Source organism: Yaniella soli, from assembly GCF_054782375.1.
On the sequence record NZ_BAAGSP010000011.1, the window covers coordinates 1 to 22,390 of the forward strand.

The 22,390-nt window shown below is 55.5% G+C and carries 21 protein-coding genes; 1 reads left to right on the forward strand and 20 read right to left on the reverse strand.

The window, feature by feature from the left end; all coding sequences use genetic code 11:
- Positions 1 to 159 precede the first annotated feature (159 nt).
- From rpsQ to ACYVJT_RS07340, 16 genes are all read right to left on the reverse strand, one after another.
- Positions 160 to 444, reverse strand: a complete 285-nt coding sequence (gene rpsQ, locus ACYVJT_RS07265) for a 30S ribosomal protein S17 (protein ID WP_343956728.1) — start codon at positions 442 to 444, stop codon at positions 160 to 162.
- 17 nt (positions 445 to 461) lie between these two features.
- Positions 462 to 734 carry a 50S ribosomal protein L29 gene (gene rpmC / locus ACYVJT_RS07270; RefSeq protein WP_343956727.1) on the reverse strand — a complete coding sequence of 91 codons (273 nt, stop codon included), beginning with the start codon at positions 732 to 734 and terminating at the stop codon, positions 462 to 464.
- 2 nt (positions 735 to 736) lie between these two features.
- Positions 737 to 1,153: a 50S ribosomal protein L16 gene (gene rplP, locus ACYVJT_RS07275; protein WP_343956726.1), complete on the reverse strand. Its 417-nt coding sequence runs from the start codon at positions 1,151 to 1,153 to the stop codon at positions 737 to 739.
- The gene (gene rpsC, locus ACYVJT_RS07280; protein WP_343956725.1) at positions 1,153 to 1,923 is read right to left on the reverse strand and encodes a 30S ribosomal protein S3; all 771 of its coding nucleotides are present in this window, start codon (positions 1,921 to 1,923) and stop codon (positions 1,153 to 1,155) included. The genes rplP and rpsC overlap by 1 nt, the downstream gene beginning before the upstream one ends.
- On the reverse strand, positions 1,924 to 2,295 hold the full coding sequence (rplV, locus tag ACYVJT_RS07285; RefSeq protein WP_343956724.1) for a 50S ribosomal protein L22: 372 nt from the start codon (positions 2,293 to 2,295) through the stop codon (positions 1,924 to 1,926). It lies immediately after the preceding gene.
- Between the two features lie 34 nt (positions 2,296 to 2,329).
- Positions 2,330 to 2,608: a 30S ribosomal protein S19 gene (gene rpsS, locus ACYVJT_RS07290; protein ID WP_343956723.1), complete on the reverse strand. Its 279-nt coding sequence runs from the start codon at positions 2,606 to 2,608 to the stop codon at positions 2,330 to 2,332.
- Positions 2,609 to 2,622: 14 nt separating this feature from the next.
- The gene (gene rplB, locus ACYVJT_RS07295) at positions 2,623 to 3,462 is read right to left on the reverse strand and encodes a 50S ribosomal protein L2 (RefSeq protein ID WP_343956722.1); all 840 of its coding nucleotides are present in this window, start codon (positions 3,460 to 3,462) and stop codon (positions 2,623 to 2,625) included.
- A 32-nt stretch (positions 3,463 to 3,494) separates the two neighbouring features.
- On the reverse strand, positions 3,495 to 3,800 hold the full coding sequence (gene rplW / locus ACYVJT_RS07300) for a 50S ribosomal protein L23 (protein ID WP_343956720.1): 306 nt from the start codon (positions 3,798 to 3,800) through the stop codon (positions 3,495 to 3,497).
- An 11-nt stretch (positions 3,801 to 3,811) separates the two neighbouring features.
- On the reverse strand, positions 3,812 to 4,420 hold the full coding sequence (gene rplD / locus ACYVJT_RS07305; protein WP_343956719.1) for a 50S ribosomal protein L4: 609 nt from the start codon (positions 4,418 to 4,420) through the stop codon (positions 3,812 to 3,814).
- A 3-nt stretch (positions 4,421 to 4,423) separates the two neighbouring features.
- Positions 4,424 to 5,074, reverse strand: a complete 651-nt coding sequence (rplC, locus tag ACYVJT_RS07310) for a 50S ribosomal protein L3 (protein WP_343956718.1) — start codon at positions 5,072 to 5,074, stop codon at positions 4,424 to 4,426.
- Positions 5,075 to 5,097: 23 nt separating this feature from the next.
- Positions 5,098 to 5,406 (reverse strand): 30S ribosomal protein S10, encoded by a 309-nt coding sequence (rpsJ, locus tag ACYVJT_RS07315; RefSeq protein ID WP_022871386.1) that lies wholly within the window; start codon positions 5,404 to 5,406, stop codon positions 5,098 to 5,100.
- 493 nt (positions 5,407 to 5,899) lie between these two features.
- Positions 5,900 to 7,093 (reverse strand): elongation factor Tu, encoded by a 1,194-nt coding sequence (tuf, locus tag ACYVJT_RS07320; RefSeq protein WP_343956717.1) that lies wholly within the window; start codon positions 7,091 to 7,093, stop codon positions 5,900 to 5,902.
- 270 nt (positions 7,094 to 7,363) lie between these two features.
- Positions 7,364 to 9,481 (reverse strand): elongation factor G, encoded by a 2,118-nt coding sequence (gene fusA / locus ACYVJT_RS07325; RefSeq protein ID WP_343956716.1) that lies wholly within the window; start codon positions 9,479 to 9,481, stop codon positions 7,364 to 7,366.
- A gap of 90 nt (positions 9,482 to 9,571) precedes the next feature.
- Positions 9,572 to 10,042, reverse strand: coding sequence for a 30S ribosomal protein S7 (rpsG, locus tag ACYVJT_RS07330; protein ID WP_343956715.1), 471 nt, complete (start codon positions 10,040 to 10,042; stop codon positions 9,572 to 9,574).
- Positions 10,043 to 10,045: 3 nt separating this feature from the next.
- Positions 10,046 to 10,420 (reverse strand): 30S ribosomal protein S12, encoded by a 375-nt coding sequence (rpsL, locus tag ACYVJT_RS07335; protein WP_343956714.1) that lies wholly within the window; start codon positions 10,418 to 10,420, stop codon positions 10,046 to 10,048.
- A gap of 234 nt (positions 10,421 to 10,654) precedes the next feature.
- Positions 10,655 to 11,923: a carboxylate--amine ligase gene (locus tag ACYVJT_RS07340; RefSeq protein WP_343956713.1), complete on the reverse strand. Its 1,269-nt coding sequence runs from the start codon at positions 11,921 to 11,923 to the stop codon at positions 10,655 to 10,657.
- A gap of 164 nt (positions 11,924 to 12,087) precedes the next feature.
- On the opposite strand from ACYVJT_RS07340, the gene ACYVJT_RS07345 reads away from it, so the two are divergent.
- On the forward strand, positions 12,088 to 12,258 hold the full coding sequence (locus tag ACYVJT_RS07345) for a hypothetical protein (RefSeq protein ID WP_343956712.1): 171 nt from the start codon (positions 12,088 to 12,090) through the stop codon (positions 12,256 to 12,258).
- Positions 12,259 to 12,351: 93 nt separating this feature from the next.
- Here the strand turns inward: ACYVJT_RS07345 and ACYVJT_RS07350 are convergent, their stop codons facing one another.
- From ACYVJT_RS07350 to moaC, 4 genes are all read right to left on the reverse strand, one after another.
- A complete protein-coding gene (locus ACYVJT_RS07350; protein ID WP_343956711.1) occupies positions 12,352 to 16,242 on the reverse strand; it encodes a DNA-directed RNA polymerase subunit beta' in 3,891 nt (1,296 codons plus the stop codon).
- 56 nt (positions 16,243 to 16,298) lie between these two features.
- On the reverse strand, positions 16,299 to 19,805 hold the full coding sequence (gene rpoB / locus ACYVJT_RS07355) for a DNA-directed RNA polymerase subunit beta (protein ID WP_343956710.1): 3,507 nt from the start codon (positions 19,803 to 19,805) through the stop codon (positions 16,299 to 16,301).
- Positions 19,806 to 20,069: 264 nt separating this feature from the next.
- On the reverse strand, positions 20,070 to 21,866 hold the full coding sequence (locus tag ACYVJT_RS07360; RefSeq protein ID WP_343956733.1) for a molybdopterin-binding protein: 1,797 nt from the start codon (positions 21,864 to 21,866) through the stop codon (positions 20,070 to 20,072).
- Positions 21,867 to 21,868: 2 nt separating this feature from the next.
- Positions 21,869 to 22,366, reverse strand: coding sequence for a cyclic pyranopterin monophosphate synthase MoaC (gene moaC / locus ACYVJT_RS07365; protein WP_343956709.1), 498 nt, complete (start codon positions 22,364 to 22,366; stop codon positions 21,869 to 21,871).
- Between the last annotated feature and the right edge of the window lie 24 nt (positions 22,367 to 22,390).

Genomic DNA, 22,390 nt, shown 5'->3' on the forward strand with positions numbered 1-22,390 from the left:
TCACGATGCAGCAGTTGCCATCGGCTAGGAGTTAAACCATCTTCTCCTCCAGAGGACTTCCACCTCCAAGTAAGTGCCCATGCCGGGCGTACAACAACGGATCCGCACCAGCCGGGCTGATGCGGATCCGTTGTACGTTTTGAGACGCGGTATCGTCGTTTACTTAGCGCGTTCGACGATGTCTGTCAGACGCCAGTGCTTTCCTTTGGAAAGTGGGCGGGTCTCGGCGAGACGAACGCTATCGCCGATGCCGGCGGTATTGTCTTCGTCGTGTGCTTTGACGCGCTTGGTCCGACGCATGATTTTGCCGTACAGGGCGTGCTGTTTGAAGTATTCGATTTCAACAACTATGGTTTTTTCCATCTTGTCGGAGACGACTACTCCGCGCAATGTTTTGCGGTAGTTACGCTCTGGAGCGGCTGTGGTGTCAACAGACTCAGTCACTGTGATTCCTCCTCAGCCTACTTGCGGCTTTTCTTTTTGTCTTTGAGGTCTTCTTCGCTGGCTTCGATTTCTTCACGGATGCCAAGATCGCGTTCGCGCAGCACGGTCATCACACGTGCGATGTCGCGCTTGACGACCTTGATGCGACCGGTGTTTTCAATTTGACCGGTAGCCGCTTGGAAGCGCAAGTTGAACAACTCGGCCTTGGCCTTTTCGAGTTCTTCACGCAGACGTGCGTTGTTGAAACCGTCCAAAGCATCGGTTGATAGTTCAGGTGTACCAAGTGCCATGTTTATTCACCACCCTCTCGGCGTACAACGCGGGCTTTGAGTGGCAGCTTGTGTGCGGCCAGACGCAGAGCTTCGCGGGCGACGTCATCACTCACGCCGGACAGTTCGAACATGACGCGACCAGGTTTGACGTTGGCTACCCAGAATTCTGGAGAGCCTTTACCTGAACCCATGCGAACTTCGGCTGGTTTCTTGGTGAGTGGACGATCTGGGAAAATGTTGATCCAAACGTGACCACCGCGTTTGATGTAACGTGTCATCGCGATACGAGCTGCCTCGATCTGACGGTTCGTTACGTATGCACGGCCGGTTGCTTGCAGACCCCATTCACCGAAGGCTACTTCGGTGCCACCTTTGGCCATACCTTTACGGCCTGGGCGGTGTTGTTTGCGGTATTTTACGCGACGTGGGATAAGCATTAGGCGTTGCCTCCTTGAGCGCCTGCGCGTGCACCCTGTGGTGCGCCACCGCGACGACGGCGGTTACCACCACGTCCACCGCGGCCACCACGACCGGATGGCTGGGCTGCTTCCTGAGCTGCCAATTCTTTATCGGTCAGGTCGCCTTTGTATACCCATACTTTGACGCCGATGCGTCCGTATGTGGTCTTGGCTTCGAACTGACCGTAGTCGATGTTGGCGCGCAAGGTGTGCAGCGGTACACGACCTTCACGGTAGAACTCGGTACGGCTCATGTCGGCACCACCAAGACGGCCGGATACCTGAATACGGATACCCTCTGCGCCTGCACGCATGCCGGACTGGATGGAGCGACGCATTGCGCGACGGAATGCCACACGTGCGGTGAGCTGTTCGGCAACACCTTGTGCTACCAATTGTGCATCGAGTTCTGGTTTCTTGACTTCTAGAATATTGAGCTGAATCTGCTTGCCAGTGAGCTTTTCGAGTTCACGGCGAATGCGATCAGCTTCCGCACCACGGCGACCGATGACGATACCTGGGCGAGCTGTGTGCACGTCTACGCGAACACGGTCACGGGTACGTTCGATCTCAACATTGGAAATACCGGCACGTTCCATGCCATCCTGCAGCAGGCTGCGAATGCGCACGTCTTCTTTGACGAAGTCCTTGTAACGCTGACCATCTACGTTGGAGTCAGCGAACCAGCGGGAAACGTGGTCTTTGGTAATGCCGAGGCGGAATCCGTGCGGGTGAATTTTCTGACCCATTTAGTTGGTCCCACCTTTCTGATCTTCATCGATCGCAACAACTACGGTGACGTGGCTGGTGCGTTTTTTGATTTCGAAGGCACGTCCTTGAGCGCGTGGCTGGAAACGCTTCATGGTTGGTCCTTCATCAACGAAGGCTGCACTGACGAACAGTTCTTCCTCGTTGAAGGCCAGTCCTTCGCGGTCGGCTTTGTCCCGTGCGTTGGATACTGCAGATGCAAGTACCTTGTAGACGGGATCTGAAGCGCCCTGTTGGGCGAACTTCAAGATGGCCAGGGCTTCATTCGCTTGCTTACCACGAACAAGGTCGACGACGCGCCGGGCCTTCATTGGCGTAACACGCAAATAGCGTGCAATTGCCTTGGCTTCCATTGCTTAATCCTCTCTAACGATCAGCCGTCCGCTACTAGCGGCGGCCTTTCTGGTCGTCCTTGGAGTGGCCGCGGAAGGTACGCGTTGGCGCGAATTCTCCCAGTTTATGTCCGACCATGGATTCGGTGATGAACACCGGCACGTGCTTGCGACCATCGTGGACTGCAATGGTGTGACCAAGCATGTCCGGGATGATCATCGAGCGACGAGACCAGGTGCGGATAACGTTTTTGGAGCCCTTTTCGTTCTCAGCAAGAACCTTCAGGTACAAGTGCTGATCTACGTAGGGGCCCTTCTTCAGGCTGCGTGGCATAAAGAGATCAGCTCCTATCGATTCTTCTTGCTTTTCGGACGACGACGCACAATGTACTGGTCGCTGGCCTTCTTCGGGCGGCGTGTACGGCCTTCCCTCTTACCATTCGGGTTGGACGGGTGACGTCCACCGGACGTACGACCTTCACCACCACCGTGTGGGTGATCCACAGGGTTCATTGCGGCACCGCGGGTCTGTGGACGGACGCCTTTGTGGCGCATACGTCCAGCTTTACCCCATGAGATGTTGATCTGTTCTGCGTTGCCGACTTCACCGATGGTGGCACGGCAGCGGATGTCAACGTTACGGATTTCGCCGGATGGTAAACGGAGTTGTGCGAATTTGCCTTCACGAGCAACGAGCTGGATGGATGCACCAGCTGAACGTGCCATTTTCGCGCCGCCGCCTGGACGGAGTTCCACAGCGTGGATCACGGTACCCAGCGGGATGTTGCGCATTGGCAAGTTGTTGCCCGGTTTGATGTCGGCGTTTGGGCCAGACTCCACCATGTCGCCCTGTTTCAAACGAGCAGGAGCGAGGATGTAGCGTTTGGCTCCATCGACGTAGTGCAACAGTGCAATGTTGGCAGTGCGGTTCGGGTCGTATTCAATTTCTGCGACCTTGGCAGCAATGCCATCTTTGTCGTGACGACGGAAGTCAACCAAACGGTATTGACGTTTATGTCCGCCACCACGGTGACGTGATGTGATGCGTCCGAGGTTGTTACGGCCACCGGATTTCGACAGTGGACGAAGCAACGATTTCTCGGGCTCATTTCGGGTGATTTGATCAAAGTCGGATACTGACGAGCCACGTTGGCCCGGGGTAACCGGCCTGTATTTACGAATTGCCATAGATATATTCCTCGATTAAGTGGTCTCCGGCCTTATAGGGCCGGACCTCCGAAGATGTCGATGGAACCTTCTTTGAGTGTCACGACTGCACGCTTGATGTCCTTGCGTGCGCCGTATCCAAAGCGGGTCCGCTGACGCTTACCCGGACGGTTCATGGTGTTGACTGAAGCCACTTTGACGTCGAAAATCTTTTCGATAGCCAGCTTGATTTCAGACTTGTTGGAGCGTGGATCAACGACGAACGTGTAACGTCCTTCGTCCATGTCCGCGTAGCTCTTTTCGCTCACGACGGGTGCAAAGATCACGTCGCGGGGATTCTTATCGATGTTGGTTGACATGTGGTCTCCTCCTACTTGGCGCTTGCAGCGGCCACGAAGGCGTCGTATGCAGGCTTGGTAAAGACCACGTCGTCAGCCTTGAGCACGTCGTACGTGTTGAGCTGATCAGCATACAGCGTGTGAACATGCTGCAGGTTACGGGTTGACAGTGCCACGACATCGTCGGAACGCTCGATGACAACTAGGAAGTTGCGACGTTCGTTCTGAACTTCTGCCAGGGCAGCCTTTGCAGCCTGAGTGGACGGGGTGTCCTGTGCCACGAGTGCTTCCACAACATGAATGCGGCCGTTGCGGGCACGATCAGAAAGTGCACCGCGCAGGGCTGCTGCTTTCATTTTCTTAGGGGTACGCTGCGAGTAATCGCGCGACTGTGGACCGTGTGCAATACCGCCGCCGGTCATCTGTGGTTCACGGATGGAACCCTGACGAGCGCGACCGGTACCTTTTTGACGAAACGGTTTACGTCCACCGCCGGAAACTTCAGCGCGAGTTTTTGTCGCGTGGGTGCCTTGACGTGCAGCAGCAAGTTGTGCATTGACAACCTGGTGCATGAGGGAAACGTTTGTTTCGACATCAAAGAGTTCAGCTGGTAGATCCACCGATACTTTCTTGACAGCCATGGGCTAGGCTCCCTTCACTGCATCGCGAACCAACACAACACGGCCACGAGGACCAGGTACTGCACCTTTGATGAGCAGCAGGTTGTTCTCTACATCGATACCGTGCAGAGTGAGGTTCTGGGTGGTTGTCTTGACGTTGCCCATACGACCGGGCAGCTTTTTGCCTTTGAAAACGCGGCCTGGAGTGGCGGCGCCACCAACAGAACCTGGTTTCCTGTGGTTCTTGTGCTGACCGTGCGATGCACCTGCACCACCGAAGTTGTGGCGTTTCATAGCACCGGCGAAGCCTTTACCCTTGGAGTTCGCAGTGACATCAATCTTCTGTCCTGTTTCGAACTGCTCAACGGTCAGATCTTGGCCGAGTTCGTATTCAGCTACGTCCGCGGAACGGAGTTCGACGATGTGGCGGCGTGGTGTAACACCGGCTTTGTCGAAGTGTCCGACCAATGGTTTGGAGACCTTGCGAGGGTCAATTGCACCGTATGCAATCTGGACGGCAGTGTAACCGTCAACTTCTTCGTTGCGCAGCTGGGTCACTACGTTAGGCTCAGCCTGAACCACAGTCACGGGAATGAGGTTATTGTTCTCGTCCCATACCTGGGTCATGCCGAGCTTCGTGCCCATCAGTCCCTTAGTTTTTGGGGATGTGGTCATAGTTCTCTCAGCACCTCCCTAGCTTAAAGTTTGATTTCAATATTGACGTCCGCTGGCAGGTCGAGGCGCATAAGCGAGTCAACAGCCTTTGGAGTTGGATCTACGATGTCGATAAGACGCTTGTGAGTCCGCATTTCGAAGTGCTCACGGCTATCCTTGTATTTGTGCGGAGAACGGATCACGGCGAACACATTCTTCTCAGTAGGTAGTGGAACCGGGCCAACTACCTGTGCGCCTGCGCGTGTGACCGTATCGACGATCTTCCGCGCTGAAGTGTCGATCACTTCGTGATCGTATGACTTCAGCCGGATGCGGATTTTCTGTCCCGCCATGGCGTCTGCCTCATTTCCGTACTAGTTGAGTACCTGTCCCTGTGTACATATCCACAGCATGATGCTGTCGTATGTGTTGTTTTCGCTCATATGGTCGAATCCGTGCAACCGGGTTCCTCGGCCGTATGAGACCATCAAGTATTCGTCACCAAGCTATGTAATGTTCATAGGTTGGAAAGATGATGTTTGCTCATCCAATACGCGCCTGAGGCCAACGAGGTCAGCAGTCCAGGCACAGCTGTTTTGAGCAACCTGTCTATTATGACAGAAAAGTATGTATAACGCGAATCCGAGCATGCTCTGTGTTTATGACCACAGACCCGGATTCGGAATGCTCACTTAGCCTAACAATATTCTGCGTGTTGTGCATCCGGGTCTTCAAGAAGGGTCCGCCGCTAAGCCGTCTGACCAAGAACTTTTGAGCATAACAAAACCCCCGCACATGGCGGGGGTTTTGCGTGATGAGACTAGCTCGTCGCAAGTATATGAGTACTTACTTGATAATGCTGGTTACACGACCGGAACCAACGGTGCGGCCGCCTTCGCGAACAGCAAAGCCGAGACCGTCTTCCATCGCGACTGGCTGGATCAGTTCAACAGTCATTTCGGTGGTGTCACCTGGCATGACCATTTCGGTACCCTCTGGCAGTGTGATAACACCGGTTACGTCAGTGGTACGGAAGTAGAACTGTGGACGGTAGTTCGAATAGAACGGGTTGTGACGTCCGCCTTCATCTTTCGACAAAATGTAGACGTTCGCTTCGAACTGGGTGTGTGGTGTGATCGAGCCTGGTTTTACGACAACCTGGCCACGTTCCACGTCATCACGCTTCAGACCGCGCAGCAGCAGACCACAGTTTTCGCCTGCCCATGCTTCGTCGAGCTGCTTGTGGAACATCTCGATACCGGTGACGGTGGTCTTCTGTGAGCCTTCTTTGATACCGACGATTTCAACATCGGAGTTGATTGCCAGGGTACCGCGCTCTGCACGACCGGTCACAACGGTACCGCGACCGGTAATGGTGAAGACGTCCTCGATCGGCATCAGGAATGGCTTGTCTCGGTCACGTACAGGCTCTGGGATGTAGCTATCTACAGCTTCCATGAGCTCTTCAACGGCCTTGACCCACTGCTCGTCACCTTCGATGGCCTTGAGAGCGGAGACGCGGATAACTGGAGCGTCGTCACCGTCGAATTCCTGGGAAGACAGCAGTTCGCGTACTTCCATTTCGACCAGTTCCAGCAGGTCTTCGTCTTCGACCATGTCGGATTTGTTGAGTGCAACGAGCAGGCTTGGGACACCAACCTGCTTGGCCAGCAGAACGTGCTCACGAGTCTGAGCCATTGGGCCGTCAGTGGCAGCAACAACGAGAATTGCGCCGTCCATCTGAGCAGCACCAGTGATCATGTTCTTGATGTAGTCCGCGTGACCTGGGGCGTCAACGTGTGCATAGTGACGCTTGTCGGTTTCGTACTCAACGTGGGAAACGTTAATAGTAATACCGCGCTGGCGCTCTTCTGGCGCACCGTCGATATCGGAGTAGTCGCGCTGTTCGTTGAACTCTGGGAACTTATCGGCGAGTACCTTAGAGATCGCAGCGGTCAGGGTGGTTTTACCGTGGTCAACGTGACCAATGGTACCGATGTTAATGTGCGGCTTTGTCCGCTCGAACTTTGCCTTCGACACAGATTCCTCCTAGAACCGTTCGACTGGAGAAGGACATGCAGCCGCTTGTGGCGGTCTGACTTTGGTCCAGTCTACGTCAGATGTTGTTTTGGTAATGTCCCCCGGTGGTTAGGACCGGTCCGTAGATTGTTACACAACCTTGGCCGCAAGTGCGGACCGGACCCTTGTCCTGGACCAAACCTCATGTTCGGGGATACATGGAGCTTGGTAGATGGTGAGGCTAAGGAGCTAGCCCCACCATCATAAATCTAGCCAGCAAACTATTCTAAATTATTCGCCAGAGTGTTTCTGAATGATTTCTTCAGAAACGGCGGCTGGTACCTCACCGTATGAGTTGAAGGCCATCGAGTAAACTGCACGACCCTGTGTGCGGGAACGCAGGTCACCAATGTAACCGAACATTTCAGACAGTGGGACCTGTGCCTTGATGACCTTCACACCGGTTGCGTCTTCCATCGTTTCGATGGTGCCTCGGCGGGAGTTGATGTCACCAATGACATCGCCCATGTACTCTTCTGGGGTACGGACTTCAACGGCCATGATCGGTTCCAGTAGAACCGGCTTAGCGCGTTTGATGCCTTCCTTGAATACCTGTGACCCTGCGAGTTTGAACGCCATTTCGGACGAGTCAACATCGTGGTACGCACCATCTTCCAGGGTGGCCTTGACCCCTACCATTGGGTAGCCAGCCAGGACACCAAATTGCATGGAAGCCTGAATACCTTGGTCAACAGATGGGATGTATTCGCGAGGAATACGTCCACCGGTGACAGCGTTTTTGAATTCGTAAATTTCGCCGTCTTCGGTATCCAGTGGCTCGAAGGTCACGATGACCTTCGCGAACTGGCCGGAGCCACCGGTCTGTTTCTTGTGCGTGTAGTCTACAGACTCAACCTTGCGACGAATGGTTTCGCGGTAGGAGACCTGGGGTTTACCCACGCTCGCTTCAACCTTGAATTCGCGCTTCATACGGTCGACCAGCACGTCGAGGTGGAGTTCGCCCATGCCACCGATTTCGGTTTGGCCGGTCTCTTCGTTCTGGCTGACGGTGAAGGTTGGATCCTCTGCCGAAAGACGCTGAATCGCGGTCGACAGCTTCTCCTGGTCACCCTTGGAGTTCGGTTCGATCGCTACCGAGATCACTGGTTCGGGGAATTCCATGGATTCCAGGATGATCGGCGCATCTTTTGCAGAAATGCTGTCACCGGTGGTGACGTCTTTCAATCCAACAACAGCGTAGATGTGACCTGCCTGAGCTTCATCAACAGGGTTTTCCTTGTTGGAATGCATCTGGAAAATCTTCGAGACGCGTTCTTGGCGCTGCTTCGTGGCATTCATGACCTGGTCACCGGACTTAATCTTGCCGGAGTAAACCCGAATGTAGGTGAGCGTACCAAAGAATGGGTGCGCTGCGATCTTGAATGCGAGTGCCGAGAATGGCTCATCAAGACGTGGCTCACGAGTCATTGCTTTGTCAGGATCATTCAGCGCATGCCCTGAGACCGAGTCGACGTCGAGTGGTGATGGCAGGTAATCAACGACGGCGTCGATGATTGGCTGCACACCACGGTTCTTGAAAGCCGAACCACAAAAGACCGGGTAGGCTTCGTCTGCAACGGTCAAAGCACGAATACCGGCTTTGATCTCGTCATTGCTCAGGTCGCCTTCGTCCAGGTACTTCATCATGAGTTCTTCAGATGACTCGGCGGCTGATTCGATCAGTTCGTTACGGTACTCTTGCGCACGTTCCTGAAGCTCCGCTGGAATCTCTTCGATTTCGTAGGTCGCACCAAGTTTGGTGTCACCCTTGGCATCGGCAGGCCAGATGAACGCCTTCATGCTGAGCAGGTCGACGACACCAATGAAGTCGTTCTCTGCACCGATTGGCAACTGCATAACCAGTGGCTTGGCACCCAGACGACCCTTGATGGTGTCAATGGTATGGTAAAAGTCCGCACCGAGTTTATCCATCTTATTCACGAAGCAAATACGAGGTACACCGTATTTGTCCGCTTGACGCCAGACGGTTTCAGACTGTGGTTCAACGCCTTCTTTCGCGTCAAAAACCGCAACTGCACCGTCGAGTACACGCAGGGAACGCTCAACTTCAACAGTGAAGTCAACGTGGCCTGGCGTATCAATGACGTTGATCTGGTTACCTTGCCAGAAGCTGGTGACAGCCGCTGAGGTAATGGTGATACCGCGCTCTTTTTCCTGTGCCATCCAGTCGGTGGTTGACGCGCCATCGTGGGTTTCGCCCAGCTTGTGGTTCACACCGGTGTAGAACAGGATCCGCTCGGTTGTAGTAGTTTTACCGGCGTCGATGTGCGCCATGATGCCGATATTACGAACTTTATTGAGGTCGGTAAGCACTTCTTGTTGTGCCACAGGGTCTCCCTTGATTGTTGCCTATTTCCTTGAGCCACAGACTCTTGGTGGAGGCAACGGCTCGAAATGAGTACTGAGTTGGTGTTTGGTTTACCAGCGGTAGTGGGCAAACGCCTTGTTAGCTTCAGCCATCTTGTGGACGTCTTCGCGACGTTTCACAGCTGCACCCAGTCCGTTGGAAGCATCCAGAATTTCATTAGTCAGTCGCTCAGTCATAGATTTTTCGCGGCGGGCCTTCGAGAAAGTCACCAGCCAGCGCAGAGCCAGAGCGGTTGCACGACCAGGTTTTACCTCAACAGGTACCTGGTAGGTCGCGCCACCAACACGGCGTGAGCGAACTTCGAGAGCCGGACGGACGTTATCCAGTGCTTTTTTGAGTGTTGCTACTGGGTCGTCGCCGCCTTTGTCGCGGGTGCCGTTGAGGGCACCGTAAACAATGCGTTCGGCTGTCGATTTCTTACCATCGACCAAAACTTTGTTAATCAACTGGGTGACCAAGGATGAACCGTAAACCGGGTCAACTACCAGTGGGCGCTTAGGCGCAGGTCCTTTACGTGGCATGAGTTACTTCTTCTCCTTCTTGGCACCATAACGGCTACGGGCTTGACGACGGTCTTTGACACCCTGGGTGTCCAGAGCACCGCGAACAACCTTGTAGCGGACACCTGGAAGGTCCTTCACGCCACCACCGCGTACGAGCACAATGGAGTGCTCCTGCAGGTTGTGACCTTCACCTGGAATGTAAGCGGTAACTTCGATACCACCGGCCAGACGGACACGTGCGACCTTACGCAGCGCTGAGTTGGGCTTTTTTGGGGTGGTGGTGTACACACGCGTGCACACACCACGGCGCATTGGGCGCGAGTCAAGCGCAGGCGCGCCAACACGCTTTGCCTTTGGTGTGCGGCCCTTACGGACCAGCTGCTGAATTGTTGGCAAAATAATCTCCGTATAATCTCATCTTCTTTCGAACGTCTCGATGCAGCATAAAATCACATCGATTCGAAAGAAAGCTTGGTCTTTTTCCGACGCCCTGAAGCATTTGCCTTTGGACGTGCAAAAAGGTGGCATTTGTTGCGCAAGATCCCCGCAACCCGGACAGAGTCCTACTGCCACTTTGAAACAATCGTTCTCAGTGTATCAGCATAGGTTACGCAAACACAATTCAGCGATTTAGTTCATCTGACCTGGAGTGTGCGCTACGTGAGCCGATGCTTTGGTGAGTTGGTAGAGCTGATAAGCCATGCGTAACGGGCGCTTATCTTTGGCATACATCAGTGGCCGCGTCAGTGTCCCGGCAGCTTTTGCTGCTTCGAGTTGGGACTTTTGGTCTGTGGTCGCATAGCGCTGTGCCACGGCAAGTGGAATCGTCAGTGAGGCTGCTGGGCCGTCCACGACTGTGTGCTGCGTGCGGGGTGTATCTTCTATAAGTTCGTCTACGAGGTACGTAGCTGGGTTCGCACCGGCTGCAGTGAGGTAGTAGTGATGCCGTCCCAGGCGGGGGTTCATCTCCAGAAAGTATGGTTCCCCGGTTTCGGCGTGGATTTTGATGTCGAACATTCCGAATCCATGCCAATTCAGGGCGTCCATCAGCAGGCGACCGTAGTGCTCGACTGCTTCATCGGGTCTGACGATGACTGCTCTTGAGCTGCCTTCCATATTGGCAGCGTGGTCTTCCACGATAACTTCTGACAGTCCTGTCAGTGTGATGTTGCCGTTGCGGTCGCGGAAGTGGTGCAGGATGCGAAGTTGTGAGTCGTTGCCGGGTACGAACTCTTGGATAATCAGCGTCTTGGCGTAGCCGGCGCCCATAGCCTTATGTATCACATCGATGAGTTCGTCAGGACCGTGGAAGTAGTGGACTTTCCGTCGGCCCTCGTACTTCGCTTCGCCCCATGCTCCCCCGTCGCCTGCTTTGAGAATGACTGGATACTGCATGCCGTCTTCGGTCAGTTGTTGGGCAAACGCTTCGGGGGTTTGGGCGGTGGAGTCTGCATCGAATACTGCCGTGCGTGGATAGGGCACACCGAGTTGGTCGCAGAGCTCATAGAAGTTTTCCTTCAGTGCTGCGTTGTCGAGTTGTTGGACTGTGTTGTCGACAAAGACGTAGCCCATATCCAGGAGTTCTTGTCGGTATTCGACACTGATCCGTACTAGATAGTCGAAGCCTGTGATCAGTACTAGCGGACGGTTTCGGGGGCCCCGGAGCTGTTGGGCGACTGATGCGAGATGCTTTAGCACGGTGGCGGCGTCGAACATCGGGCCTGCCGGAAACAGTTGGGTAATGCTGGAGCCACCAACCACGAGGTTGTGCGCGGTGGGGACCACTGCTGAAATCACGCCGTAGGCTTCATGGAATTCTCGCGCGAGACTGTAGGAGCCCAGATCACCACCGGTGATAACGGGGACGAAGGGTTGCTCGGCTGGGATGGTCGCATTCACAATTGCTAAGCCTACCAAGATCTACGCCTTGATCCACTTTTGGCAGCACGTCGACTTGACCCATTAGCGTTAACACCAGAGCCCATTTTGAAGGGTGACATTTGAAGGGATTGGTTGTTTTGGCTCCACAGGACACGCACGCAGCGACGCCACCATCAACGTCTTTGGTAATTATCATGACCGGTTTTGGTGCGCTGCTCATTGTCATCGGTGCAATTGCGGTATTGGCGATGGATCCGGTCAGCTGGTTTGGCGTGGGCATCGCGTGGTTGGCCGGTGTCTATAGCATAGTGATGGCACGCGTTATTCGGCGCCGGGCTTCCAAGCAGCGTTAGCTTTCTGCACCGCGTGTAGCGCGCAAAAGAGCCAGTGCGATGTGTTTCGCACTGGCTCTTTTGTATTTAGGCCGGGATTATTGACCTAGTGATTTAGCGGAATTCTCCACCCATGCCGTAGTCTTCCAGCGGAATTGCGTGGAAGTCGCCACCGATTTCGGTGTCCATACCCGGGTAATCAAAGTCCGGGAATGCTGCGGCACCGGTGAACATGTTGGCTTTGGCATCATCGGTTGGTTCAACGGCCACCTTGGTGTAGCGGTCCAACCCGGTACCGGCTGGGATGAGCTTACCAATGATGACGTTTTCCTTGAGGCCGAGCAGTGGGTCGCCTTTGCCTTCCATTGCGGCCTGGGTCAGGACGCGGGTGGTTTCCTGGAAGGATGCGGCCGAGAGCCACGAGTCCGTTGCCAGGGAGGCTTTGGTGATACCCATGAGTTCGTCACGGCCACTTGCTGGACGTTTGCCTTCGGCTACGGCAGCACGGTTGGCTGCAACGAAGTCGATGCGGTCGGTCAATTCACCTGGTAGCAGGCCGCTTTCACCGGAATCGATGATGGTAATGCGGCGCAGCATCTGGCGAACGATGACTTCCACGTGCTTGTCGTGAATGCCAACACCCTGGGACTGGTAGACCTCTTGGACTTCGTCGACCAGGAATTTCTGGGCGGCGCGTGGTCCGAGGACACGCAGTACCTGTTTCGGATCAATGGCACCGGCGACCAGCTGGGTTCCAACGTCAACGTGCTGGCCGTCATCAACGAGTAGACGTGAACGACGTAGGACCGGGTAGGCCATCTCTTCGGAACCATCATCTGGGGTAAGCACCAGACGGACCTGTTTGTCGTCCTCTTCGATGGTCACGCGACCGGCGACCTCAGAAATTGGGGCGACACCCTTCGGAGTGCGAGCTTCGAAGAGTTCCTGAATACGTGGCAGACCCTGAGTAATATCGTCAGCTGATGCAACACCACCGGTGTGGAAGGTACGCATGGTTAGCTGGGTACCTGGTTCACCAATGGACTGGGCTGCAATAATACCGACGGCTTCGCCGATATCGACGACCTTGCCGGTTGCCATGGAGCGGCCATAGCATTTGGCACAGGTTCCGACACGGGAATCACAGGTCAGGACGGAACGGACGCGAATGTCGGTCACACCGGAAGCCAGCAGTTCGTCGAGCTTGGTGCTGCCGACGTCTTCGCCTGCATACCCAACGACCTTGTCGTCGGCGTCTTTGACGTCTGTTGCAAGAACGCGTGAGTATGCCGAAGTTTCAACGTCATCGACCAGTACCAGCTCACCGTTGTCGTTTGGTTCAGCAATCGAGACGCTGAGACCACGGCGGGTACCACAGTCTTCTTCACGCACGATGACGTCCTGTGAGACGTCAACCAGACGCCGGGTGAGGTAACCGGAGTTCGCGGTTTTCAACGCGGTATCGGCGAGCCCCTTACGAGCACCGTGGGTTGCGGAGAAGTATTCCAGAACCGACAGTCCTTCACGGTATGAGGACTTGATCGGACGCGGGATAATCTCACCCTTCGGGTTCGCAACGAGACCACGGATACCGGCAATCTGACGAACCTGCAACCAGTTACCGCGGGCACCCGAGGTGACCATACGGTTGATGGCGTTCTGTTTGCCCATCCCGTTTTGCATCGCAGCAGCGACTTCGTCGGTGGCATTGTTCCAGATATCGATGAGTTCGGCACGACGTTCCTCGTCTGCGATCAGACCGGTTTCGTACTGGACTTGAACCTTGGCGGCCTGGTCTTCGTACGATTCCATAATCGAGGCTTTGTCGAAGTTCGACGTGATATCCGAGATCGCTACGGTGACACCCGACCAGGTACCCCAGTAGAAGCCGGCATCTTTGAGGTTATCCAGTGTCCGCGCTGTTTCGACCAGTGGGTAACGTTCTGCGAGATCGTTGACGAGTTCTCCCAGCGTGCCCTTGGTTGCGATCATTTCTACCCATGGGTAGTCAGCAGGTAGCAGCTGGTTGAACAACACACGGCCAGCGGTGGTTTCCAGGTTCGCGAGCTGTCCTGGTTCCCAACCTTCAGGTGCTGGCTGGGCCTCTGACGGGACAAAATTGTCCACGCCGATGGTGACGGTGGCGTTGAGGTGCAGCGAGCCGGCATCCATGGCCATGGTGGCTTCACCGAGGGTGGCGTAAGTATTACCGACACCCTCGACGTCATCCTGGACAGAGGTCATGTGGTTCAAGCCGATGACCATATCCTGTGACGGCACGGCAACGGCGCGACCATCGGATGGTTTCAGAATGTTGTTGGATGACAGCATCAGCACGCGTGCTTCAGCTTGCGCTTCGGGGCTCAGCGGCAGGTGGACTGCCATCTGGTCACCGTCGAAGTCAGCGTTGAACGCAGCACACACCAGTGGGTGCAACTGAATGGCTTTACCTTCGACTAGCTGTGGCTCGAATGCTTGAATACCCAAGCGGTGCAGGGTTGGTGCACGGTTGAGCATAACCGGGTGTTCGGTAATGACTTCTTCGAGCACGTCCCAAACCTGTGGGCGAGTACGCTCGACCATCCGTTTGGCTGACTTGATGTTTTGTGCGTGGTTGAGATCAACCAGGCGCTTCATCACGAATGGTTTGAAGAGCTCCAGGGCCATCTGCTTTGGCAGACCGGTCTGGTGCAGTTCCAGCTGTGGACCAACCACAATAACGGAACGGCCCGAGTAGTCGACACGTTTACCCAGTAGGTTCTGGCGGAAACGGCCCTGTTTACCTTTGAGCATGTCAGATATCGACTTCAGCGGACGGTTACCCGGTCCGGTCACGGCACGACCACGACGACCGTTGTCGAACAACGAGTCAACCGATTCTTGCAGCATGCGCTTTTCGTTATTGACGATGATCTCTGGGGCACCCAGTTCAAGCAGGCGCTTGAGACGTGAGTTGCGGTTGATGACACGACGGTAGAGGTCGTTGAGGTCAGAGGTCGCAAACCGGCCACCGTCAAGCTGAACCATTGGTCGCAGCTCTGGTGGGATGATCGGTACAGCGTCTAGAACCATGCCTTCTGGCGAGTTGTCGGTGGTCAAGAATGCGTTGACCACTTTCAAGCGCTTCAGGGCACGGGTTTTGCGCTGACCGCGTCCGGTCTGGATGATCTCGTGGAGCTTCTCTGCTTCACCGTGCAGGTCAAAGGTCTGCAGACGACGCTGAATCGATTCGGCACCCATGGAGCCTTCGAAGTATTCGCCGTACTTGTCACGCATCGAGCGGAAGACTTGCTCTTCGCCCTCGAGGTCACCGACTTTGAGGTTCTTGAACCGTTCCCAGACGTCTTCCATCTGGCTGATTTCTGCTTCAGAGCGCTTGCGAATTTGCCCCATGGTTTTTTCGGCCAGGGACTTCGCCTTTTCGCGTTCTGCTGCTTTCGCTCCCGATTTCTCCAATTCGGAAAGCTCTTCTTCGAGCTCACGTGAGACGGCTGCGATATCGGAGTCGAGCTGCTTCTTGAGGAAGTTGACTTCCTGGTCGTGTTCGGCCTGCAGGTTTGGCAGATCAGCGTGACGAGCTTCCTCGTCGACGGAGGTAATCATGTAGGCAGCGAAGTAGATGATCTTTTCGAGATCTTTCGGTGCCAGGTCCAGCAGGTAGCCGAGACGGGATGGCACACCTTTGAAGTACCAGATGTGCGTTACCGGTGCAGCGAGTTCGATGTGGCCGAGACGGTCACGGCGAACTTTGGAGCGAGTAACTTCTACACCACAGCGTTCACAAATGATGCCCTTGTAACGGACACGCTTGTATTTACCGCAGTAGCATTCCCAGTCGCGGGTTGGCCCGAAAATGCGCTCACAAAACAGGCCATCTTTTTCGGGTTTGAGTGTTCGGTAGTTAATGGTCTCGGGTTTCTTGACCTCGCCGTATGACCAGTTACGAATTTGGTCTGCGGTGGCCAGGCCGATGCGCATGAGGCCGAATGAGTTTTCTGTGGACATAGTCCTATGAACTCCTGGTTCTAAAAATGGATGAAAGACTGATTTGTGTTGTGAACTTAGACTTCTTCTACCGAGCTGGGTTCAGCACGGGAGAGGTCGATGCCTAGTTCTTCAGCAGCACGGAATGAATCTTCATCCGAGTCACGCATTTCAATGTTTTGACCGTCTGCGGAAAGTACTTCCACGTTGAGGCACAGTGACTGCATTTCCTTGATCAGAACCTTGAACGATTCTGGAACACCTGGTTCTGGAATATTTTCGCCCTTGACGATTGCTTCGTAGACCTTGACACGGCCGTGAATATCGTCAGATTTGTGGGTGAGCAATTCCTGCAGGGTGTACGCGGCACCGTATGCTTCCAGTGCCCACACTTCCATTTCACCAAAGCGCTGACCACCGAACTGTGCTTTACCACCCAGTGGCTGCTGGGTAATCATCGAGTACGGTCCGGTTGAACGGGCGTGGATCTTATCGTCCACCAGGTGATGCAGTTTCAGCATGTACATGTAGCCAACGGAGACGTGCTCTGGGAACGGCTCACCGGAGCGGCCGTCGAACAACAGAGCTTTACCGTCGTTACCCATGAGGCGTTCGCCATCGCGGGTCGGGTGCACGTGGTCCAGCAACCCGGTGACCTCTTCAGCTTCAGCACCGTCGAAGACCGGGGTGGCCACATTGACCGGACCGGTTTCGCGCGGCAAGTTTGGTAGCTTCTTGAGGAAGTCTGGTTCGCCTTCGATCTTCCAACCGTTGGCGGCAGCCCAACCGAGGTGAAGTTCCATGACCTGGCCCAGGTTCATACGTCCTGGAACACCCAGTGGGTTCAGGATCATATCGATCGGTGTGCCGTCTGCCATGAATGGCATGTCTTCCATCGGAAGAACCTTGGCGATGACACCCTTGTTCCCGTGACGCCCGGCCATTTTGTCGCCGTCGCTGATCTTACGTTTTTGCGCAACGTAGACGCGAACCAGCTGGTTGACACCCGCTGGTAGGTCGTCGTCTTCATCACGGTCAAAGATGCGTACGCCGATGACGGTACCGGATTCGCCGTGTGGGACCTTCAGCGAGGTGTCACGGACTTCCTTGGATTTTTCACCGAAGATTGCACGCAGCAAGCGCTCTTCTGGTGTGAGTTCGGTTTCACCCTTTGGTGTCACACGACCAACCAGAATGTCGCCGGCTTCTACTTCGGCACCGATGTGGATGATGCCGCGTTCGTCGAGCTGTGACAGGACTTCGTCGGAGACGTTGGGAATGTCACGGGTGACTTCTTCTGCACCGAGTTTGGTGTCACGAGCGTCGACTTCGTACTCTTCGATGTGGATCGAGGTCAGCACGTCGTCGGAGACCATGCGCTGAGAGACGATGATGGCGTCTTCGAAGTTCAGGCCTTCCCATGGCATGAATGCCACGAGCAGGTTCTTGCCGAGGGCCAACTCACCGTTATCGGTGGATGGGCCATCTGCGAGGATTGCGCCGTATTCAACACGGTCGCCTTCCGAAACGCGAACAACCTGGTTGTAGGCATTACCCTGGTTCGAGCGCTGGTATTTGTAGACCGGGTAGTGGCGGGTGGTGCCTTCATCTTCCATCACGGTGACCAGGTCTGCGGCCACTTCGGTAACGACGCCTGGTTTCAGTGCGATGGTTGAGTCACCAGCGTCGACGGCGATGGGTTTCTCCATGCCGGTACCGACCAACGGTGCCTCTGATTGGATGAGCGGGACAGCCTGACGCTGCATGTTTGCGCCCATGAGTGCACGGTTTGCATCGTCGTGCTCGAGGAAGGGGATCAATGCAGTAGCCGCAGAAACCATCTGGCGTGGTGACACATCCATGTAGTCAATGTCGGTTGGATCTGCCAAGATTGGTTCGCCGTCGCCACCGCGTTGACGGGACATCACGAGTTCTTCGGCAAATGAGCCATCGCCGTTGAGTACCGCGTTAGCCTGAGCGATCTGGACGTGGAGTTCGTCGTCGGCGGTCAGGTATTCAACAATGTCGGTCACCTTGTTGTCAATGACCTTGCGGTACGGGGTCTCGATGAAACCAAACGCGTTGATGCGGCCGAAGCTTGCCATGGAACCGATCAGGCCAATGTTTGGACCTTCTGGGGTTTCAATGGGGCACATACGACCGTAGTGTGATGGGTGCACGTCACGGACTTCCATGCCGGCACGATCACGCGACAGACCGCCCGGGCCAAGTGCCGACAGGCGACGCTTGTGTGTCAGACCGGCCAACGGGTTGCCCTGGTCCATGAACTGTGACAACTGCGAGGTTCCGAAGAACTCGCGGATAGCAGCCACGACCGGACGGATGTTGATGAGGGTCTGTGGGGTAATCGCTTCGACATCTTGAGTGGTCATACGCTCACGAACCACGCGTTCCATACGGGAAAGACCGGTACGGATCTGGTTTTCGATGAGTTCGCCGACCGCACGAATGCGACGGTTCCCGAAGTGGTCGATGTCATCGACTTCTACTGGCACGTCAACGACTTCGTCCTTGCGCTTGCCCTTGATGCTGGATTCACCAGCGTGCAGTGCAGCAATGAAGTGCACCATCTGGGTGACGTCTTCTTCGGTGAGGACCAGTGAGGACGGATCCGATAGTGGCGCGTCGACACCGAGCTTGCGGTTGAGCTTATAGCGACCAACTTTTGCGAGGTCGTAGCGGCGCTCGGTGAAGTACAGGTTGGCCAGCAGGCTTTGTGCGGCGTCAACCGACACGGGCTCACCCGGACGCAATTTGCGGTAAATGTCTTTGAGGGCTTCAGCCTGGTCTTCGATGCCATCTTTTTCAAGGGTCAACATCATGGAGTCGTAGTGACCGAACTCTTCGCGAATGCGCGCTTCGGTCCAACCCAGGGCTTTGAGCAGCACGGTGACAGGCTGTTTACGACGACGGTCCAGACGAACCGAAACCTGGTCGCGGCGGTCAATTTCCAGCTCGAACCAAGCACCCCGAGATGGGATGATCCGGGCACTGTAGATGTCTTTGTCGGTGGTTTTATCCGGTGTGCGCTCAAAGTAGGCGCCAGGGGAACGAACCAACTGGGACACGACGACACGCTCGGTACCGTTGATGATGAAGGTACCTTCATCGGTCATCAGCGGGAAGTCACCCATGAAGACGGTCTGCTGTTTGATTTCGCCGGTGTTGTAGTTCATGAACTCGGCTTTGACATACAGCGGGGCAGCGTACGAAGCGTCACGATCCTTGGCTTCCTCGGCGCCCATCTTCGGGTCCGAGAATTCCGGGTCGGTAAACGACAGAGACATGGTGCCCTGGTAATCTTCGATCGGTGAGATTTCTTCAAAAATCTCGCCCAGTCCCGACGTGGTGACTACCGAATCGTCGCCGATTTTTTCTGCGTGTGCGACCTGTGCAGCCCAGCGCTCATTGCCAACGAGACGGTCAAATGATTCCGTCTGTAGGGCAAGGAGATTGGGAATAGCCAGCGGCTCAGCAATCTTTGCAAAAGAAACACGACCGGCTGAAGAGCCATGTCGATAGTTTGTAGCGGTTGTGTTATCAGAGGTGCTAGAAGCGACCAACAGCGATCCTTTCACAGACCTTCCAAGTTTTATGTACGCGCATTGCCCGCAATACCTCCAAATACGCCACAAAGTGAAGACACGGGACCCACCGCTATATGAAGGCCAGCCGCTCTTGTGTATGATCCTGTGGTGATGGCGTCACTCGATATATAATGTACCGGGGGCACCAAAACGACCTGGAGACAGGGATACGCAAAGAATCAGCATAGCTTGACGTAGCCCCGTTTGTCCAGTAGGTTCGACCGCCTTTTCGAAATTGAACTAGTGTTTGTGATCTTTGCCGCGCACTTGGTCCACAATATGGTCAATCAACTCATCCAGCACGGCAATTCCATCTGCCACTCCCCCGGTCGATCCCGGCAGCGTAGCCACGAATGTTTCGCCCATGATCCCCGCAATGCCACGCGACAGTGCGGCGTGCGGGGTATTTTTGATGCCTTCTAACAGCACCGAGGTCATCACATTTGGCATGTCCTGGTCGAGGTACTCCCCGATGACTTCCACCGTTTGGTCTGTCGGTGAAACTCCGGTTCCGCCACTAGTGATCAACACATCTGGCAGCGGGCCATACTCTCCGGCGACGAGCCGTTCCATAGTGGCTTCCAGATCATGATCCGCCACAACCAACGCCTGGGGTGTGGCATAGTTTTTCGAATGCAGCCATTCGACAAGGTGGGGCCCGGCATCGTCGCTATATACACCCGCGGCCGCTCGGGTTGACGCGACGATCACCATTGCTGATTTTTCTGCGCTACGACGTTCGGTCTCGTAGCATGGCGATTGCGATGGCGTACCACCGGGGGTTGGATCAACCTTGGCATCCCACCGCGTATCGGCAAACAGGTGTGCGGTGATCGCTTCACCGGGTTGAATCCGAGCCAGGGGTGGGATTTCGACCAGCGCATTGGCGCCGACGGCCTGCGCTAACAGATGCGATCCAGCGGCCCCTTGAATTTGCGCGATCAACTGTCCATCGTGGAATCCGACCACTGCGCGCCGATACTGGGTTTTGCCGCGAATACCGGTGACGGCTCCATTGATGCGTGCCTGGATCGACACCGGCTGGTAACCGGATTTGAACGTCTGCCAGAGTGCGGGGAGCACCAGGGTACGCATGGACACCATGGTCGAGACAGGATTTCCCGGCACCGCAACGATCGGTGTCGAACCATAGATGCCGTAGCCTTGCGGCCCACCGGGCTGCTGTTCAATGCTGCCCACCCACGCGGTGTCGAGCCGCTGCAGCAGTTGGCGTACGACCTCATATTTGCCCTCGGAAATCCCACCCGAAGTAATGATGAGATCCGGCTTATGATCGCGGATGATCTGATCAACGACGTTGCGAAAATCGTTGACGTCATCAGTGGTGGTACCGGTCGCCACGATCTGGAGGCCGTGCGTGCGCGCAAGCCCCAAGACCAAAGGGGTGTTGGCATCGAACACTTTGGCCGCAACCGGTCGGTTGCCCTCAACAATTTCATCCCCGCCGGCGATGACGGCGATGCGAGGCCGCGCTCTGACGTGAAATTGCGTCATGCCCTGCGACGCGGCCGTTGCCACGAGTGCGGCATCAATGCCTGTGCCCTCCGGAGCTACCAGCACACCGGCCTTCATATCGCAGCCGGTTTTGCGAATGAAGCGCCCCACCTCCACCGGTGGTAGCTGCACATAGTCGCCCATCTCCACAAACTTCGCGGGGTCTGCTTCCTCGACCGGCACGATGGCGACCACATCATCTGGAATTTTAGCCCCCGTCATAATGGGCACCGCAGTGTCGTGGCCGTACCCGTTGACACCATAGTGATAGACCTCGGTTGGCTCAGTGCCGGCTGGCACATCGGGACCCACACGAAAGCGTCCCCCGGCCAGGTTGGCATAACCGATGCCGTACCCGTCCATCTGGGAGTTGTCGAAACTCGGTGATGGGTGTTGTGTGACAAGATCCGACGCTAGTCGCCACCCCACGGCCTCGCTAGCAGGGAGGGTAACAGCCGGGAGCACGCCGATTGTATCGTCGAGGAGTCGGGCCAACGTTGTTGCATAGATTTCCGACGACATCGTCACGTGGCATCACCTGGATTCTGCGCGACCCAGTCACCAGATTTGCCGCCGGTTTTTTCTAACACCTTGATGTCCGAGATCACGGCTCGCGGATCAACGGCTTTGACCATGTCATAGACGGTCAGGGCTGCGGTTGATGCAGCAGAGAGCGCTTCCATTTCAACACCGGTGACCCCTTGGGTTTTCACCATGGTGACGACTCGCAACGTGCCCGCTTCAGCGTCGGATTCAAAATTCACGGTGATCTTTCCCAATGGTATCGGGTGGCACAGCGGGATCGTCTCCCAGGTACGTTTGGCCGCCATGATTCCTGCGACCCGCGCTACCGGTAGCGCATCGCCTTTCGGTAACCCGGCATCCACGATCAGCTCCACCACATCAGGTCGGGTGGCCACAACGGCTTGGGCTCGGGAAGTTCTCGACGTCGTATCTTTGCTTGTTACATCCACCATGTGTGCCGAACCGTCGGCCCGGACGTGGCTGAGTTGGTGCTCCATCGCTCCCTTTCATCCACTCATCTG

What these genes read in the sequence shown, in the direction of transcription:
- rpmC (WP_343956727.1), bottom strand. Translation starts at nt 734, where the DNA reads ATGGCACTTGGTACACCTGAACTATCAACCGATGCTTTGGACGGTTTC.
- rplP (WP_343956726.1), bottom strand. Translation starts at nt 1,153, where the DNA reads ATGCTTATCCCACGTCGCGTAAAATACCGCAAACAACACCGCCCAGGC.
- rpsC (WP_343956725.1), bottom strand. Translation starts at nt 1,923, where the DNA reads ATGGGTCAGAAAATTCACCCGCACGGATTCCGCCTCGGCATTACCAAA.
- rplV (WP_343956724.1), bottom strand. Translation starts at nt 2,295, where the DNA reads ATGGAAGCCAAGGCAATTGCACGCTATTTGCGTGTTACGCCAATGAAG.
- rpsS (WP_343956723.1), bottom strand. Translation starts at nt 2,608, where the DNA reads ATGCCACGCAGCCTGAAGAAGGGCCCCTACGTAGATCAGCACTTGTAC.
- rplB (WP_343956722.1), bottom strand. Translation starts at nt 3,462, where the DNA reads ATGGCAATTCGTAAATACAGGCCGGTTACCCCGGGCCAACGTGGCTCG.
- rplW (WP_343956720.1), bottom strand. Translation starts at nt 3,800, where the DNA reads ATGTCAACCAACATCGATAAGAATCCCCGCGACGTGATCTTTGCACCC.
- rplD (WP_343956719.1), bottom strand. Translation starts at nt 4,420, where the DNA reads ATGGCTGTCAAGAAAGTATCGGTGGATCTACCAGCTGAACTCTTTGAT.
- rplC (WP_343956718.1), bottom strand. Translation starts at nt 5,074, where the DNA reads ATGACCACATCCCCAAAAACTAAGGGACTGATGGGCACGAAGCTCGGC.
- rpsJ (WP_022871386.1), bottom strand. Translation starts at nt 5,406, where the DNA reads ATGGCGGGACAGAAAATCCGCATCCGGCTGAAGTCATACGATCACGAA.
- rpsG (WP_343956715.1), bottom strand. Translation starts at nt 10,042, where the DNA reads ATGCCACGTAAAGGACCTGCGCCTAAGCGCCCACTGGTAGTTGACCCG.
- ACYVJT_RS07350 (WP_343956711.1), bottom strand. Translation starts at nt 16,242, where the DNA reads ATGTCCACAGAAAACTCATTCGGCCTCATGCGCATCGGCCTGGCCACC.
- ACYVJT_RS07360 (WP_343956733.1), bottom strand. Translation starts at nt 21,866, where the DNA reads ATGTCGTCGGAAATCTATGCAACAACGTTGGCCCGACTCCTCGACGAT.
- moaC (WP_343956709.1), bottom strand. Translation starts at nt 22,366, where the DNA reads ATGGAGCACCAACTCAGCCACGTCCGGGCCGACGGTTCGGCACACATG.